At 71.4% G+C, this 15,584-nt stretch carries 12 protein-coding genes and 1 pseudogene; 10 read left to right on the top strand and 3 right to left on the bottom strand.

The genetic code is table 11. From position 1 onward, the window contains the following. Positions 1–488 precede the first annotated feature (488 nt). From AC068D_RS06420 to era, 3 genes are read left to right on the top strand one after another with little or no spacing between them, the layout of a single operon-like run. Entirely contained in the window at positions 489–1,829 is a 1,341-nt protein-coding gene (locus AC068D_RS06420) for a WxL domain-containing protein (RefSeq protein ID WP_478821808.1), read from the top strand. Between the two features lie 60 nt (positions 1,830–1,889). Next, positions 1,890–2,831, top strand: coding sequence for a DUF916 domain-containing protein (locus tag AC068D_RS06415; protein WP_478821807.1), 942 nt, complete (start codon positions 1,890–1,892; stop codon positions 2,829–2,831). A gap of 21 nt (positions 2,832–2,852) precedes the next feature. Further along, positions 2,853–3,809: a GTPase Era gene (gene era / locus AC068D_RS06410; protein WP_478821806.1), complete on the top strand. Its 957-nt coding sequence runs from the start codon at positions 2,853–2,855 to the stop codon at positions 3,807–3,809. Positions 3,810–4,002: 193 nt separating this feature from the next. Here the strand turns inward: era and AC068D_RS06405 are convergent, their stop codons facing one another. Then, the gene (locus AC068D_RS06405) at positions 4,003–4,269 is read right to left on the bottom strand and encodes a protealysin inhibitor emfourin (protein WP_478821805.1); all 267 of its coding nucleotides are present in this window, start codon (positions 4,267–4,269) and stop codon (positions 4,003–4,005) included. 25 nt (positions 4,270–4,294) lie between these two features. Beyond that, positions 4,295–5,371, bottom strand: coding sequence for a M4 family metallopeptidase (locus AC068D_RS06400; protein WP_478821804.1), 1,077 nt, complete (start codon positions 5,369–5,371; stop codon positions 4,295–4,297). Between the two features lie 296 nt (positions 5,372–5,667). Here AC068D_RS06400 and leuA point away from each other — a divergent pair, with 296 nt between their 5' ends. The 7 genes and pseudogenes from leuA (at position 5,668) to AC068D_RS06365 (ending at position 14,471) form a co-directional block, all read left to right on the top strand. After that, entirely contained in the window at positions 5,668–7,431 is a 1,764-nt protein-coding gene (gene leuA / locus AC068D_RS06395; RefSeq protein WP_478821803.1) for a 2-isopropylmalate synthase, read from the top strand. Between the two features lie 335 nt (positions 7,432–7,766). Then, positions 7,767–8,435, top strand: coding sequence for a TerB family tellurite resistance protein (locus AC068D_RS06390; protein ID WP_478822027.1), 669 nt, complete (start codon positions 7,767–7,769; stop codon positions 8,433–8,435). 157 nt (positions 8,436–8,592) lie between these two features. Further along, positions 8,593–8,787, top strand: a pseudogene (locus AC068D_RS06385) (helix-turn-helix domain-containing protein); the annotation flags it as partial. 673 nt (positions 8,788–9,460) lie between these two features. Further along, complete coding sequence (locus AC068D_RS06380; RefSeq protein ID WP_478821802.1) at positions 9,461–10,927, top strand: hypothetical protein; 1,467 nt, start codon at positions 9,461–9,463, stop codon at positions 10,925–10,927. A 183-nt stretch (positions 10,928–11,110) separates the two neighbouring features. Beyond that, positions 11,111–13,369 carry a tetratricopeptide repeat protein gene (locus tag AC068D_RS06375; RefSeq protein ID WP_478821801.1) on the top strand — a complete coding sequence of 753 codons (2,259 nt, stop codon included), beginning with the start codon at positions 11,111–11,113 and terminating at the stop codon, positions 13,367–13,369. Between the two features lie 677 nt (positions 13,370–14,046). After that, on the top strand, positions 14,047–14,256 hold the full coding sequence (locus tag AC068D_RS06370; RefSeq protein WP_478821800.1) for a hypothetical protein: 210 nt from the start codon (positions 14,047–14,049) through the stop codon (positions 14,254–14,256). Further along, positions 14,253–14,471: a hypothetical protein gene (locus tag AC068D_RS06365; protein ID WP_478821799.1), complete on the top strand. Its 219-nt coding sequence runs from the start codon at positions 14,253–14,255 to the stop codon at positions 14,469–14,471. The genes AC068D_RS06370 and AC068D_RS06365 overlap by 4 nt, the downstream gene beginning before the upstream one ends. Before the next feature lie 195 nt (positions 14,472–14,666). Here AC068D_RS06365 and AC068D_RS06360 read toward each other — a convergent pair whose 3' ends face one another. Then, positions 14,667–15,551, bottom strand: a complete 885-nt coding sequence (locus tag AC068D_RS06360; RefSeq protein ID WP_478821798.1) for an NAD(P)-dependent oxidoreductase — start codon at positions 15,549–15,551, stop codon at positions 14,667–14,669. Positions 15,552–15,584 lie beyond the last annotated feature (33 nt).

Genomic DNA, 15,584 nt, shown 5'->3' with positions numbered 1-15,584 from the left:
ACCGGGTGGGCGCCCGGCGCCGCGCTGGTGCTGTGACCGGATGGGTTCACCGGCTCGCGACGTCCTGCACGACGCTCCCCTTGGCTTCGCCTGGAGGTGCCCCCACGCTGCGGTGTCGAATCTCCCGAGTACATCGAGTACGAGGGTGATCTCCCCCAGCCTCCGGCCGGTGGGGGTACCCCCGGGGGAGCCAGGGGGAGCACCCCCACCGGCCTTGCGATACGTCCCCTCGGCCCCGAGGGGCCGGGGGAGACCCCATGCCCTCGGCCGCGAGGGGCCGGGGGAGACCCCATGCACCGGACGCCGCGAGCTTCCCGGCAAACGTATCCGGTCACAGCACTAGCAGCGGAGCGCTAGGCTCCACTCTGACCTGCGAAAACGGCGATCTTGACAGTATCTGATGGGTCATCAGTCGGTGCATTTCGATTCCATTGACTTCTTCCCCCCTCAACCCGTCAATGGCGGCCACCCACTGAAGGGGGAATCACATGGCATCCCAACGACCCATCATGCGAAGACGCCGCTGGGCAGCCGTCCTGGGGGCGACCGCCCTCGCGGTCTCCGGCGGCGGGTTCGTCGCCGCACCTGCCGCGAACGCCCAGGTGACGGCATCGCAGGCGGTGGACTTCCCGACCCACTGCATCCCGCCGCCCATCGCCGGAATCCCGCCGATCGACGGCACCACCACCGCCGAGATCACCGTCGACAACGCCGCGCCCAAGGTGGGTGACACGGTCACCGTCACCTACACGGTGACCAAGCCCGCCGCAGGCAACCCCGTCGACCTCGCACTGCCCGCCGACATCATGACGCCCACCGGCAAGGTCGCCCTCGGCGGAGCCCAGAGCGGCGCCGTCACCGTCGCCGGTCCCAAGAAGAACCCACCGGTGCCGGGCAAGGGCACCTTCCCGCCGTTCTCGATGACCGGCACGTTCACGGTCACCGCGCCCGGCTCGATCACGCTCTCGCCGGGCGACTACAACATCCACACCAGCTACATCATGGAGCTGGACACCCCCTGCACGGTGACGAACCCGCCCGCACCCGTCTCCCAGACGATCGTCGCCTCGCCGCAGCCGGGGGCCAACGAGCGCTCCATCCAGCTCGGGACGGCATCCGGCAAGCCGGGCGACAACGTGACCGTCACCGGCGCCAAGTTCACCCCGCTCGCCGACATCACCGTCGTCGGCCGCACGGGCGCCGCGGAGACGGCCGACAGGACCACCGTCAAGGCGAGCGCGACGGGAACGTTCAGCGCGAGCCTCAAGGTCAACGACAAGGGAACCACCGGGATCGTGGCGTACGAGGGCGCGGCCTGGAACGCGGACAAGGGGGCCGGCCCGGCGGCGTACACCGTCATCGACGACACCCCGATTCCGGCGAACAGCCAGAAGCTGAACGCCTCGGTCGCGGCCGGCACCCTGTCCATGACCCAGGGCGGTGACACGGTCCAGCTGACGTCCGTCGACTTCGGCAAGGGCGGCGCCTCCACCGGGGACCTGAATGCGGTGACGGTCAAGGACTTCCGCGGCGGCCCCGCGGGCTGGTCCCTGACCGGCAAGGTCACCGACTTCACCGGCCCCGGCGGAAAGATCGACGCCGGCAAGCTCTCCTGGACCCCGTCCTGCACCACGAAGGCGGGCAGCCCCAGCACCTGTGCGGCGGGCTCCGCGGGTGTCGTGGGCAGTGCCGGAGCGACCCTGGCGTCCACTCCCAACGGGACGCTCACCGGCGGTGAGTTCACCGCGGGCGCGAAGGTGTCGCTGGACGTTCCGGCCTTCACGGCCCCCGGCGCGTACTCCGGCGTGCTGACGCTCACCCTCACGTAACCACCCGGCGGGCCGGGCGCGCACCCGGTCGGCCCGCCCCGACCCCGGGGGTTCCGCATCGTGCGAAGGCTGTCCGCACTCCTCCTGACCCTGGCCGCGCTCCTGTACGGCGCCCCTGCCGCCCGGGCAGCGGACAACGGCGAGTGGTCCGTCGAACCGGCCGCGTCCGGTCTCGGCAAACGCCCCTACTTCTATCTGTCCGCCGACCCCGGATCGACCCTCACCGACCGGGTCACCGTCAGCAACAGGACCGCGGCCCCGCTGACGTTCCGGCTGTACGGCGCCGACGCGTACAACACGGAACGGGACGGCGGCTTCGCCGTACGCACCCGCAACGAGCGGCAGCGGGCCGTCGGCGCCTGGGCGAAGCCGGAGCGGGACCGGGTGACCGTTCCCCCGCGTTCGTCGGTGACCGTGCCGTACACCCTCACCGTCCCGGAGAACGCCGAACCCGGCGACCACCCGGGCGCGCTCGTCGCCCTCGACGAGCGCATCGCCGCGGGGGCCGGGGGAGCGGTCGCGGTCGGTGTCCAGCGGGCCGTGGGCGCCAGGATCTATCTCCGTGTGAACGGCCCGACGATGGCCGCGCTGTCCGTCGAGGACGTCGGATACGCGCCCGACAAGCCCCTGGTGCCCGGCACCGGCGAGAGCCGCGCCCTCATCTCCTACACCCTCCACAACCGGGGGAACGTCACGCTCAACCCCAAGGTCGCCCTCCGTGCCGAGGGACTCTTCGGCCGTACGCTCCTGGCCCGCGATCTGACGAAGGTTCCCAGTGAGCTGCTGCCGCGCCAGAAGATCCGGCTGACCGAGCGGTGGACGGGGGCACCCCAGCTCGACTGGGGCGAGGTCACGCTGACCGCGAGCGCGCGCGAGGTGCGTGAGTCGGCGGCGGTGTCCTTCCTCGCCCTGCCGTGGCTGGTCGCCGCGGCCCTGCTGTCGGCGGCCGCCGGTGTTCTGGTCCGGCTGCGGACGCGGCAGCGGCGGGTGCGCGGTACGTGAGGGCTCCGCGGATCGGGGAGAATGGCCCGCATGAGCGTTCACACCCCTGGATCCGCAGCCCCGCACCGTGCCGGCTTCGCCTGTTTCGTCGGCCGCCCCAACGCGGGCAAGTCCACCCTCACGAACGCTCTGGTCGGCCAGAAGGTGGCCATCACCTCCAACCGGCCGCAGACGACCCGCCACACCGTTCGCGGCATCGTGCACCGCCCCGATCTGAACGCGCAGCTCGTACTCGTGGACACGCCCGGTCTGCACAAGCCGCGCACGCTGCTGGGCGAGCGGCTCAACGACGTCGTGCGCACGACCTGGGCCGAGGTCGACGTGATCGGCTTCTGTCTGCCGGCCAACGAGAAGCTCGGTCCGGGGGACCGCTTCATCGCCAAGGAACTGGCGGGCATCAAGAAGACACCGAAGGTCGCCATCGTCACCAAGACCGACCTGGTCGACTCCAAGACGCTGGCCGAACAGCTGATCGCCATCGACCAGCTCGGCCGGGAGCTCGGCATCGAGTGGGCCGAGATCGTCCCCGTCTCGGCGGTCGGCGACAAGCAGGTCTCCCTCCTGGGCGACCTGCTCGTCCCGCTCATGCCCGAGAGCCCCCCGCTCTACCCGGAGGGCGACCTCACCGACGAGCCCGAACAGGTGATGGTCGCGGAACTGATTCGCGAAGCAGCGCTGGAGGGCGTGCGGGACGAGCTGCCGCACTCGATCGCGGTGGTCGTCGAGGAGATGTTGCCCCGTGAGGACCGCCCCGCGGACAAGCCGCTGCTCGACATCCACGCGAACGTCTACATCGAGCGCCCCAGTCAGAAGGGCATCATCATCGGCCCGAAGGGCAGCCGTCTGAAGGAGGTCGGCATCAAGTCCCGCAAGCACATCGAGGCGCTGCTGGGCACGCCGGTCTTCCTCGATCTGCATGTGAAGGTCGCGAAGGACTGGCAGCGGGACCCGAAGCAGCTGCGGAAACTGGGCTTCTAGGGCCTCTCGTTCGGATCTTGCCGGGCTCGCGTGCTCCGCCTTGCGAGCGCACGCACCGGACCCCGTTTACCGATCCAGCCCGATCCCAACGAAAGACCCCTGGGCGTCCCGTCCCCGCCCCGAGGACCCGAGCCCGTTGCCCGGAGTCCCCGGGGCGCAGGACCCGGCCGCTCGGGGCGGCGGAACGACACTCCTACGAGCCCTCCTTCAGCACCCACGAGATCAGCTTGCGCTGCGGCTCGGTCAGCCTCGGATCCGCGCAGTAGACCGTCTTCCCGTCCACCGTGAGCTGGTACTGGAACCCGTCCGGCACCCCGACGGGCGGTGTGTCCCGGCCGTCGCCCACGGCCTGTTCGGCCAGGGCGTGCCACTCCTCGGCGTCGGGCCGTCCCGAGGTGTCCACCTCGGCGACCCGCTCGATCCCGGCGAAACCGCCTGTACGTCGCACTTGGATACGCATGGGTCCTGTCTAGTACGGATCCGACTCAGTTGGCAGGCACACCGACCTGGGACCAGGCCTTCACGACCGCCTCGTGCTCCTCGTGCTCGCCGTACCGGGCGCGCGCCGCCGCGACCGTCGCCCTGGCGAAATCCGTGAACGAGGCGTCGACCTCGAGGGTTCCCCCTGTCAGGACGTCGTACCAGATCTGTCCGGCCCGTTCCCACGCCTTGCCGCCGAGCTGTGTCGCCAGCAGGTAGAAGGCGTGGTTGGGGATTCCGGAGTTGATGTGCACACCTCCATTGTCCCGGCCGGTGCGGACGTAGTCGTCCATCGTCGCGGGCTGCGGGTCCTTGCCGAGCACATCGTCGTCGTACGCCGAACCCGGCTCCTTCATCGACCGCAGGGCCACTCCCGTGACGCGCGGCGCCAGCAGGCCGGCACCGATCAGCCAGTCGGCCCGGTCGGCGGTCTGGTCGAGGGTGTACTGCTTCACGAGCGAGCCGAACACGTCCGACACGGACTCGTTGAGCGCGCCCGGCTGGCCGAAGTAGGTGAGGTTCGCCGTGTACTGCGTGAGACCGTGCGCCAGCTCATGGGCGATGACGTCGACCGGCACGGTGAAGTCGAGGAAGATCTCGCCGTCACCGTCGCCGAACACCATCTGCTCGCCGTTCCAGAAGGCGTTCCCGTAGTTCTCGTCGTAGTGGACGGTCGCGATCAGCGGCAGGCCGTCGCCGTCGATGGAGTTGCGGCCGTACGCGGACAGCAGCAGCTCGAAGGTCGCTCCGAGCCCGGCGTACGCGCGGTTGACCGTCGCGTCCCGGCCCGGCTCGTCACCCTCGTCACGCACCTTGGTGCCGGGCAGCTCGGTGCCGTGCCCGGCGTCGTGGACCGTGCGCCGGGGTGTCGCGCTGCCGTCCGCGCCGGGACCGGCCACAGCGCCGATGACGGTGGTCAGCCGGCGGCCGGTGCGCTGGGCGGCGTCGGCGATCAGGGTGCGGCGGGCCGCCGCGGAGACCGCCGGGTCGTCGGCGCGGGCGAGCTTGTCGAGGAGGTGGGGAGGCACGATCCCGCAGAACACGGGCCTGCGGCAGGCGGCGGTGGGGATACAGGAGTCCATGTGCCGCAATGTGGCACTGGGTCATGCAACTGTCACTAGTAGCGACGATGATTAGTGAAATGGAGTGACAGATCACTTTTGCCCGTTACTCATCGGTCGTCCCGCATACTGGAACGGAGCCCGCGCTCCCGGCGAAGCTCGGTTACGCTTCTACGCATCATGCGTTTTGGGCTGCTTCTCCTTAGCTGCCGCGGCGAGGGCCTGTAGTCGTAGGCCGACCCCCTCCCCGCGGAGTCCGGTGCTGCTTCTTCGACCCAGTCGGCCATTCCCCGCAGGATTCCGAGGAGCCCAACGCAATGTCCCAGTCGCAGTGGATCGGCCGACCCACGCCGGTCACCAACACGACGCACACCCAGAAGCCCTCCGGTATGCCGATCCACAAGTACGGCCAGTACGACGCCGTGGACATCCCGGACCGCACCTGGCCCGAGAAGCGGATCACCAAGGCACCGCGCTGGCTGTCCACCGACCTGCGCGACGGGAACCAGGCCCTCATCGACCCCATGTCGCCGGCCCGCAAGCGCGAGATGTTCGATCTGCTGGTCCGCATGGGCTACAAGGAGATCGAGGTCGGGTTCCCCTCCTCGGGCGACACGGACTTCGCGTTCGTACGCTCGATCATCGAGGAGGGCGCGATCCCCGAGGACGTGACCATCTCCGTGCTGACCCAGGCCCGCGAGGACCTGATCGAGCGCACCGTCGAGTCCCTGGTCGGCGCCCACCGCGCGACCGTCCATCTGTACAACGCGACGGCACCGACGTTCCGCAGGGTCGTCTTCCGCGGCTCCAAGGACGACATCAAGCAGATCGCCGTCGACGGCACCCGCCTGGTGATGGAGTACGCCGACAAGATCCTGGGCCCCGAGACCACCTTCGGCTACCAGTACAGCCCCGAGATCTTCACCGACACCGAGCTGGACTTCGCCCTGGAGGTCTGCGAGGCCGTCTGTGACGTCTGGCAGCCCGAGGCGGGGCGCGAGATCATCCTGAACCTGCCCGCCACCGTGGAGCGTTCGACGCCGTCCACCCACGCGGACCGCTTCGAGTGGATGTCGCGCAATCTGTCCCGCCGCGAGTTCGTGTGTCTGTCCGTCCACCCGCACAACGACCGCGGTACGGCCGTCGCCGCCGCCGAGCTGGCGATCATGGCCGGCGCGGACCGGATCGAGGGCTGTCTGTTCGGGCAGGGCGAGCGGACCGGCAACGTCGACCTGGTCACCCTGGGCATGAACCTGTTCTCGCAGGGTGTCGACCCGCAGATCGACTTCTCGCAGATCGACGAGATCCGCCGCACGTCCGAGTACTGCAACCAGATGGAGATCCACCCGCGCCACCCCTACGCGGGAGACCTGGTCTACACCGCCTTCTCCGGCTCCCACCAGGACGCCATCAAGAAGGGCTTCGACGCCATGGAGGCCGACGCGGCCGCCCGGCGCGTGACCGTCGACGACATCGAGTGGGCGGTGCCCTACCTGCCGATCGACCCCAAGGACGTCGGCCGCTCCTACGAGGCGGTCATCCGCGTCAACTCGCAGTCGGGCAAGGGCGGCATCGCGTACGTCCTGAAGAACGACCACAAGCTGGACCTGCCGCGCCGGATGCAGATCGAGTTCTCCCGCATCATTCAGGCCAAGACCGATGCCGAGGGCGGCGAGGTCACGCCGAAGGAGATCTGGTCGGTCTTCCGGGACGAGTACCTGCCCAACCCGGACAACCGGTGGGGCCGCATCCAGCTGCGCAGCGGCCAGACCACCTCCGACACCGACGGCACCGACACCCTGACCGTCGACGCGGTCGTGGACGGTGCCGACACCGTGCTGTCCGGCACCGGAAACGGCCCGATCTCCGCGTTCATCGACGCGCTGAACGCGATCGGCGTCGACGCCCGTGTCCTGGACTACCAGGAGCACACGATGAGCGAGGGCGCCTCCGCGCAGGCCGCCTCGTACATCGAGTGCGCCATCGACGGAAAGGTCCTGTGGGGCATCGGCATCGATGCCAACACCACGCGTGCGTCGCTGAAGGCGGTCATCTCGGCGGTCAACCGCGCGGCCCGCTGACGACGCGCTCCGCTCCTTTCGGCAGGCCCTGGACCGCTCGGGCCGGTGCCTGCCCGAGCGGCCGCTGACGTCTCGTTCCGGCCGCACTCGTCATGAACCCCGCCCGCGTCACGTGGGCGGGGTTCGGCCATGTCCGGGTGATCTTGCTCCTGGGTGCTGACGCCACTTCGCCGATGTGGCTAACATCACGTCAACGCGGCGGCGTTGCCGTGGGGCATTCCCCGGCCTCCGCCGGGGGCCCTCACCCGTGCCGATGGGCTGCGGGGGAGTTACGGAGGTGCGATGTGCGGCAAACCCGGGGACGACACTGCCGGAAACCGGGCATCAACGGCATTCTGCTCGTGCGTGTCTTCGGAGTGCGCACGTCCTGGACGACCGTCGGTGACGGAGAGTTCTTCTGCCCCGACTGCGGAGGCGACCGCAACTACCGCCGCCGCACGGGCCGCCGCCGTTTCACCGTCCTCGGTGTCCCCGTCCTGCCGCGCGGCCTGACCGGGCCCGTCGTCGAATGTGCTGCCTGCCACGCCCACTACGGCATGGACGCCCTCGACCATCCGACCACCGCCCGCTTCTCCGCAATGCTCCGGGACGCCGTCCACACGGTCGCCCTGGCCGTGCTGGCCGCCGGCGGCACATCGTCCCGCACGGTCAGGGAGACCGCGGTCACCGCGGTCCGTGCGGCCGGGATCGCCGACTGCACCGAGGACCAGCTGACGACGCTCGTCGACGCCCTCGCCGCCGACACCGGCCGCTTCGTCACCGACGCCGGCCCGTGCGGCGCCGCACTCGCCATCGAACTCCATGAGGCCCTGGAGCCCCTGGCCCCGCATCTGGCCCCCGCGGGCCGCGAGTCGATCCTGCTCCAGGGGGCGAGGATCGCTCTCGCCGACGGCCCCTACAGCCCGGCCGAACGCGAGGTGCTGACGACGGCCGGCAATGCACTGCAGCTGTGCGCGGACGACACCACCCGACTGCTGGCGGCCGCGCGGGCCCCTTCGCCCTGAGCCGGTACCCCTCCGCCGCAGCACGGCCACTCCTTCCCAGGGGAGCAATGCCGCCCGCGGACCACCCCGGGCAGCACCCGCGAACTCGGCCGCAGGCGCGACGAATCGAGCCCTCCCCGACGGGAGTCCGGTGACGCAAACAGCCGCCGGACGCCCCTCGACCGGTGGCCCGGACGGACTGTCCGTCCGCGAACGACAGGCCCTCACCCTCGTCGCCCGCGGCCCCGACAACGCGGAGATCGCCGAAGCCCTCGGTCTCAGCCCCCTGACCGCGAAGACCCATGTCAACCGGATCGTGGGCGAGCTCGGCGCACGCGACCGGGCCCAACTCGTCATCGTCGCATACGAGTCGTTCCGGTCCTCCCAGGAGCCTGAGGTGCGGCCGGGGCACCCCGGACGTGCTCCGGCGGCATCAGGGCCGTCACCGGCCCCGGTGCGAGCGCGTCACAAGGCCGAGGGCAGCATCCGCGGCCACGGCCGGCCACGCCGTGCCGTACCGGGCACGGCCATGGGACCGCACCGCGCCCGGCCCGATCCACCCGGGCGCCGGCAGCGGCCAACCCGGCCGCCGGCCGCTGGGGACTTCACCGGACGGGCAGGCGCCGGCACCCGAGCGGATCGTGCCGTCGCCGATCCCTTGCCGATCCCGTCGCCGGCGGCAGGGGGCCGTACCGTGCGGCCCCCCGCCGAGCGGCCCGGCCGACGGCAGGGGGCCGCTCCGGTCGCGGACGTGGTGGTGCCGCCGCGCGGGCCTTCGGCTCCCCGACACGGACGCCGGACCGGTGAAGCACTGCGACGGGCGGTTCTCGGCGGGTGCGGCACCTCGGCTTGTGCGTGAGTTCCAGGTCCCGCCGGGTGTCGGCAAGTTGGCGGGAACCCGCCGTCAACGATCAGTGGATCCCGGGGTGTTGAACAGTCGGATGTGACGAACCGATGTGCGCATGGCATGCTTCCGCCGTCATTACTCGCGAGTAAAACCGCGGTTCACGACAGCCACCCCCCTCACCATCGCCGGAGGACCACCCGTGCGTGCCCTCACCAGGAGATTCCTGGTCCCCATCGCCCTGACAACGTTCGCCGTCGCGGCGAGCGGATGTTCGTCCCCGACCTCCGACACCGGCCCCACCACCGGTGCGACCCCCTCCGCCCAAGCCGCCGGCGCCGACACCCCCCAGCAGCTCGATGTCACCGCGGCGCCCACCGGCGCCCCCGCACCGACGGCCGTGGCCGGAGCCGGCAACAAGGGCAAGGGCGCGAAGAAGACCTCGCTGAAGGTCGCCTCCTTCGACAAGCGCACCGGACGCGCCGTCATATCCAAGCCGCAGAGGAGCGCCCCCAGCACCGCGCCCACGGCCACGCCGTCCGGACGCCCGTCCACCACCCCGTCGGCCGCACCGAGGGACGAACCCCCCGTCAGGACCGGCGACATCATCGCCAGCGCGCCTGCGCCCGGCGCCCCCGACGGACTCCTCGCCCAGGTCACCGATGTCGTCGGAGAGACCGGTCAGGGCACGCAGGTCGCCACCAAGCCGGCCACCCTCAGCGCGCTGCTCGCCGACGACAAGGCCGACGGCCAGGTCCCCGTCGACCCGTCGTCGGTCGACGTCGAACCCCTGGTGAAGGGCGTCAAGTTCTCCTGGGCCAAGCCCGACGGCATCACGTTCGGACCCAAGGGCGCCAAACTGCCCCTCGGCAACCTGCGCCTCGACGTCGGCACTTCCCTCGCCACCGCCGAGGACGCCCCCCTGTCCGCCGCCGCCTCCGTCTCCGGCTTCGTCCAGCTCGCCCCGCAGGTGGAGTTCTCCTACGACGGCAGCGCCAACGGCCAGGCCGGCAGCCCCTCACCCGGCTCCGCCTTCCTCGGTCTGACGGGCGACTGGACCGCCCAGTGGCAGCTCAAGGGCCGCGCCGCGGGCGGCGTCAAGCAGCGCATCCCGTTCGCCAAGCTCCACGCCGACCCGGTCATTCAGGTCGGCCCCGTCCCGGTCGTCGTGAACCTCGACCTGACGTGCTACATCCAGGTGGAGGCCGACGGCCGCATCACCCTGGACGTCGAGCAGAACGTCAAGGGGGACTTCCGCGTCGGCGGCAGCTACGCCCCCGCCGAGGGCTGGAAGCCGGTCAGCACCTCCAACGTCAAGAGCTCGCCCGTGAAGGCGACCCTCACCGCCGCCGGCCAGGCGAAGACCGCCCTCGGAGCGGAAGCGTCCATCGGCCTGTACGGCATGGTCGGCGTCACCGCGGACTTCGCCCCCTACCTGCGCGGTGAGGCATCCGCCACCGCCACCGGCTCCACGGACGGAAACGCCTCCGTCGTCGGCAGCTGGGCCCTCTACGGTGGATTCGACCTGAGCGGCAATCTCCAGCTCCAGCTCTCCATCTTCGGCACGCCCATCTTCAGCCACCGCATCCCGCTGGGCAGCCTCCACCGTGAATGGACGCTCCTGAGCGGCAAGGGCGGTGCCTCGACCCCGCCCGCCCCGCCGGCCTGAGTCCGGCACGTCCCGCCGGTCCCCGGCCCGCCCACCCCGCGGAGCCCGGGACCGGTCCGGGCCGGCCCGGCTCGTGACCCACAACGAGCCGGGCCGGCCCGCCCCTTGGACCACCGAACCGATGCTCCGGTACGTACGCCACAATGGGCGCACGCGCATACGCTGACGGGGGACGGGGGGACTGTGCGGCGCACGCATGCCACGGTCGTGCTGGCCACCGGGTCCAGTCTGCTGTCGGTGCTGCTCGCCGTCGCGGTGAACGTGGCGACCGGAGGCACACTTCCCGCCGCGATGGAACCCCTGGTCCCCCTGGCCTGGCCGACCGTGGGTGCTCTGACCGCCGTCACCGCCTTCGCCGCCGTACGCCAGTTGCACGCCCACCAGCCCCCGGAGGCACAGTCCGGCGCGCCGGGCCCCTTGCCCGGCGCCACCCCCGACCCGGCCGAACTCCCCGCCCCCATCCCGGACTTCTCGGGCCGCGCCGCCTCCATCGCCGAACTCGTCGGGCTCATCGACCAGGGCCACCGCGCCATCGCCGTCACGGGCGCTCCCGGCCTCGGCAAGTCCGCCCTCACGGTCCATCTCGCCCACCAACTGCGACACCGCTACCCGGACGGTCAGCTCTACGCCGACCTCGGCGCCGGCCGCAACGATCCCACGGCTCCCGCCGCCGTGCTGGCCCGCCTCCTCGAGGCTCTCGGCGCGCCCGTCGAAGAGCAGTCCGGCGAGACGTCAGCCCTCGCGGCCCGCCTGCGCAGCCGCACCGCGCCCCTCCGCATCCTCCTGCTTCTGGACGATGCAGCCGACGCGGCCCAGGTCCGCCCCCTGCTCCCCGGCGGAGACCGCTCCCTCGCCCTGATCACCAGCCGCAACGCCCTCGCCGGCCTTCCCGAGGCCATCCCCCACCCCTTGGGCACCCTCAGCGAACCCGACGCGCTCGCACTCCTCGCCGCCGTCGCGGGCCCAGACCGTATCGCCGCCGAGCACCGGGCCGCACTCAGAGTCGTCCACGCCTGCGGACTGCTGCCCCTCGCGCTCCGCATCGCCGCCGCCCGGCTGCGCGCCCGGCCCTCCTGGCCGGTGCACGAACTCGCCGCCCGCCTCGCCGACGAACGCAGCCGTCTCGACGAACTCCGCGTCGGCGACCTCGCCGTCCGCGCGGGCTTCGAAGCCGGATACGACACGCTCGACCCCGACGACCGCCACCTCTTCCGCAGCCTCGGCGCACACCCGGGCCCACGCGTCACCCTCCGGGTCGCCGCGGCGGCAGCAGGCTGGGAGGACCCCGCTGCCGGCGCGGGCCTGGAACGCCTCATCGACGCCCAGCTCCTCGCCCCCTCCGGCCCCGACGGCTACCGGCTGCACGACCTGATCCGTCTCTTCGCCGCCGAACGCCTCGAACGGGACACTCCTGCGGCGGAACGCACCGCCGCCCTCGCCCGGCTTCTCGCCGCCTACACCCAGGACGCCTCGGAGCACGGCAGCCACGCCTGGGGCGGCGCCGAGCAGGCCACGGTCTCCCTCCTCGTACGAGCAGGTGTCCGTGAGGGCCTGCACACCCCCGCGCATCAACTCGCGAAGACGGCGGACAGCTGGCTGTACGACCAGCCGGGCCAGCTCCCCCGCCTCGCCATGTGGACCACCCTGCTCGACGCCGCCCGGCGGGCGGGCAACGAAGCCCAGGCGGCGCACGCACTGCGCGGCATGGGCGCCGCCTATCTCTACGAGGGCCGCTTCGACCAGGCCATCGACCATCTGCGGATGGCGGTCGCGGTCCAGCAGCGCGTGGCCACCCGCGCGGAGCAGATCAAGACCCGTCGGCTGCTGGGCGACGCCCTGCGCCGGGCCGGCCGGTACGAACAGGCCCTACGGGAGTTCCGTGCGGCGCTGGACGACTATCGCGCCCTGGGCCACCACAGGGGGCAGGCGGAGGTGCTCAGCAGCCTCGGCGCCCTCCACCTCGACCGCCGCCGCCCCGACGAGGCGATCGCCTGCCTCGAACCCGCGGTCGCCGCACTCGCCCTGGACGGGGGGACCTCGGGCTATGTCGCGGACGCGGAACGCGTCCTGGGTGCGGCCTATGTCCAGGCCCGCGACCTCACCGAGGGCGAGCGGTTCCTCCGTTCCGCCCTCGCCCGGTACCGGCAGCACGACCGGACGGTGGGGGAGGGCTGGACCCTGCGCGAACTCGGCCACCTCGAGGAGGCCCGAGGCGCCTGTGCGCGCGGGGTCGAGCACCACCGCGCGGCGCTCGACGTGTTCGACCGTGTCGGCTACGGCACGGGCGTCGCCGCGGCCAGGGAGGCGATCGGCGACAACCTGCTCGCGCAGGGCGACGAGCCGGGCGCCGACGCGGAGTACCGTCGGGCGGCTTCGGTGTACGCGGACCTCGGCGAGCCGGTGCGGGCGGCCGAGGTCCGGCGCAAGCTCAGCACGCCGTGACGCCCCGTCGTCGAACACGGCGCAGGGCCTTCGACGATGTACGGATGCGCCGCCCGGCCGCGCCGTGACCCTCTCCTCCGTGGACTCCACTGTGACGAGCGAATCGACCGCGACCGTGACCGCCCGTGCATGCCGGCGGTCCGGAGCAGCCCGGGCACGGCCGTGCGGGCGAACGCGCAGATCTTCGTCGCGACGGCCTCCCATTCCGTCGCTGCCCGGAGATATTCCACGCAGGGTGGGTTGTCGACGGGCCTCGCCGTGTCCGCTCGGGGAAACCACCGGTTGCAGTGTCCCATCGAGCCGGATCCCCGCGTCCAACTGCCCTTTACGAATGGCCTGTTCGAATTGGCCCATGTGTTCCCCCGACGCGAATACCGGCCGCCCCGGTTCCGGCCTGCGCCGGGTCGGCCGGCTCGCGTCCGGGCATCGGCACCGCCGCGGCCGAGGAGGTCGGCGGGACGCCGAAGCACTCCCGGGCCACCTGCCTCGATCCCGCCTCACCCCTCAGTTCATGGTGGCCATGGATGAACTCCATTGCAATTCAGGGCAGTTGTCGCGCGCGTATGCCCGCCGATTTCAGTTCCGTGTCTCCGGAGTCGAGATGGGAAGAGACAAAAGGTGTCCGGATGCTTCGGGAGGCATGCGGAGTCCGTGAACAGAGGAGAGCCGTGGACGGAATGGACCATCTTCAGGAGGCCGAGGCGGCCGTGGCGGAATTGCGCGACGCCTTGGCCCGGGCCGGAGTGACATTGCCGTCGCTCGGGCTGGACCCGGTGTCGTCCGCCGGTGAGGGCACGAAGGTGCTCGTCGAACTCGGCCGCTGCACCGTCGAGACCGCGCGGCGGATGGCCGCGGCGCTGCCGGGGGCGGCGGAGGCGGGGCGATGACATTACCGGCTGTGGGCTCGTACGTGATCGACACGGGCAGCGGGCAGGTGGGGCAGGTCATGGGATACGAGGGCCCGTACGTCCAGCTGCGGCCGGTCGGCGGAGGCCGCGAATGGGACTGCGACCCGGAGGCGCTGCGCATCGCGACCCCGGCCGAGCGACTCAGCGCGGTGATGGCCCACGTGAACGCCCGGAGCCGGGGCGAAGTGCCCTGACCTCGCCGTTCCGATTGCCAGGACGGGACGCCGACCGTCGTCAACTCGTGGGGCGCCATGACGTTTTCCTCATCCGGGCATACCGGGATGCGACCTGGGGGCCACAGTCTCCAGGGTCTTTCGGATCGCGGGTGGTCAGGACGGCCGTCGCCAGGGCGGCCGATGGGCAACGAGCGAGGGTTGTCGGCGTCGCGGTCACCTGTCGCCCGCCGGATTCCTCAGCACCTCGATCAGGCTCGCGTAGCTGTCGGAACCATGGCCTGCGGCCTTGGCCCGCTGCATGGCGGCCTTCAGGAGCTCGGGCAGGGCGTTGTCGATGCCCCGGGACCCCGCTGCGTCGATGAGATGGTCGATGGCCGCGATCTGTACGTCGACGGTGGCGTCGTCGCCCGGGTAGCGGCCGGCGTCCACCTGGGGCGCGTACGTGGTCAGGAACCCGGCCACTGCGGTCAGCCAGCGGATCGCGAGGGGGGTGAAGGCCGTGGCCTTCGTCCTCTCCGCGGAGACCAGCGCGGTGCCGTGCAGCCAGCCGGTCATGGTGGACCACATCAGGCCGAGCAGCGCGGCGTCGTAGAGGGAGGCCAGGCCCGGGTCGGTGCCCAGGTGCAGGGGGTCGCCCAGGGCCGCCAGGGTCGGACGGTGGGCTTCGAGGACAGCGTGCGAACCGCTGTACAGGAACATCATCTCGGGGCTGCCGACGCCGGGCGGGGTGGTCATGATCGCGCCGTCGAGGTAGTCGGCGCCGTGGGACCGGGCCCATGCGGCGGCCTCGTGAGCCTGTTCCGGGGAGCCGGAGGTCAGATTGACCAGAGCCCTGCCCGCCAGGGCATCGGCGACAGGGGTGAGAACGGTGTACAGCGCCTCGTAGTCGAGCACGCAGGCGATGGTGAGCGGGCTTGCCGCGATCGCCTCCTCGGGCGTCGCGGCCAGGCGGGCGCCCCGGTCGACCAGTGGCAGGGCCTTGCGTTCCGAGCGGTTCCACACGGTGGTCGGGTGGCCCCGGTCCAGCAGCGCGGCGGCCAGCGCCGAGCCCATCGAGCCCAGTCCGATGACGGTGACGGCCTCGCGTTCAGCATTCATGTCACAGCTCCTTCGTACGTCCGCACACGGCGG

This window comes from Streptomyces sp. NPDC043861, from assembly GCF_056435905.1.
This window is presented reverse-complemented; position numbering and strand designations above follow the sequence as displayed.

Excerpts from the sequence above, each read along its gene's own strand:
- era (WP_478821806.1), top strand. The coding sequence starts at position 2,853 with ATGGCCCGCATGAGCGTTCACACCCCTGGATCCGCAGCCCCGCACCGT.
- AC068D_RS06405 (WP_478821805.1), bottom strand. The coding sequence starts at position 4,269 with ATGCGTATCCAAGTGCGACGTACAGGCGGTTTCGCCGGGATCGAGCGG.
- AC068D_RS06420 (WP_478821808.1), top strand. The coding sequence starts at position 489 with ATGGCATCCCAACGACCCATCATGCGAAGACGCCGCTGGGCAGCCGTC.
- leuA (WP_478821803.1), top strand. The coding sequence starts at position 5,668 with ATGTCCCAGTCGCAGTGGATCGGCCGACCCACGCCGGTCACCAACACG.
- AC068D_RS06370 (WP_478821800.1), top strand. The coding sequence starts at position 14,047 with ATGGACCATCTTCAGGAGGCCGAGGCGGCCGTGGCGGAATTGCGCGAC.
- AC068D_RS06365 (WP_478821799.1), top strand. The coding sequence starts at position 14,253 with ATGACATTACCGGCTGTGGGCTCGTACGTGATCGACACGGGCAGCGGG.
- AC068D_RS06400 (WP_478821804.1), bottom strand. The coding sequence starts at position 5,371 with ATGGACTCCTGTATCCCCACCGCCGCCTGCCGCAGGCCCGTGTTCTGC.
- AC068D_RS06360 (WP_478821798.1), bottom strand. The coding sequence starts at position 15,551 with ATGAATGCTGAACGCGAGGCCGTCACCGTCATCGGACTGGGCTCGATG.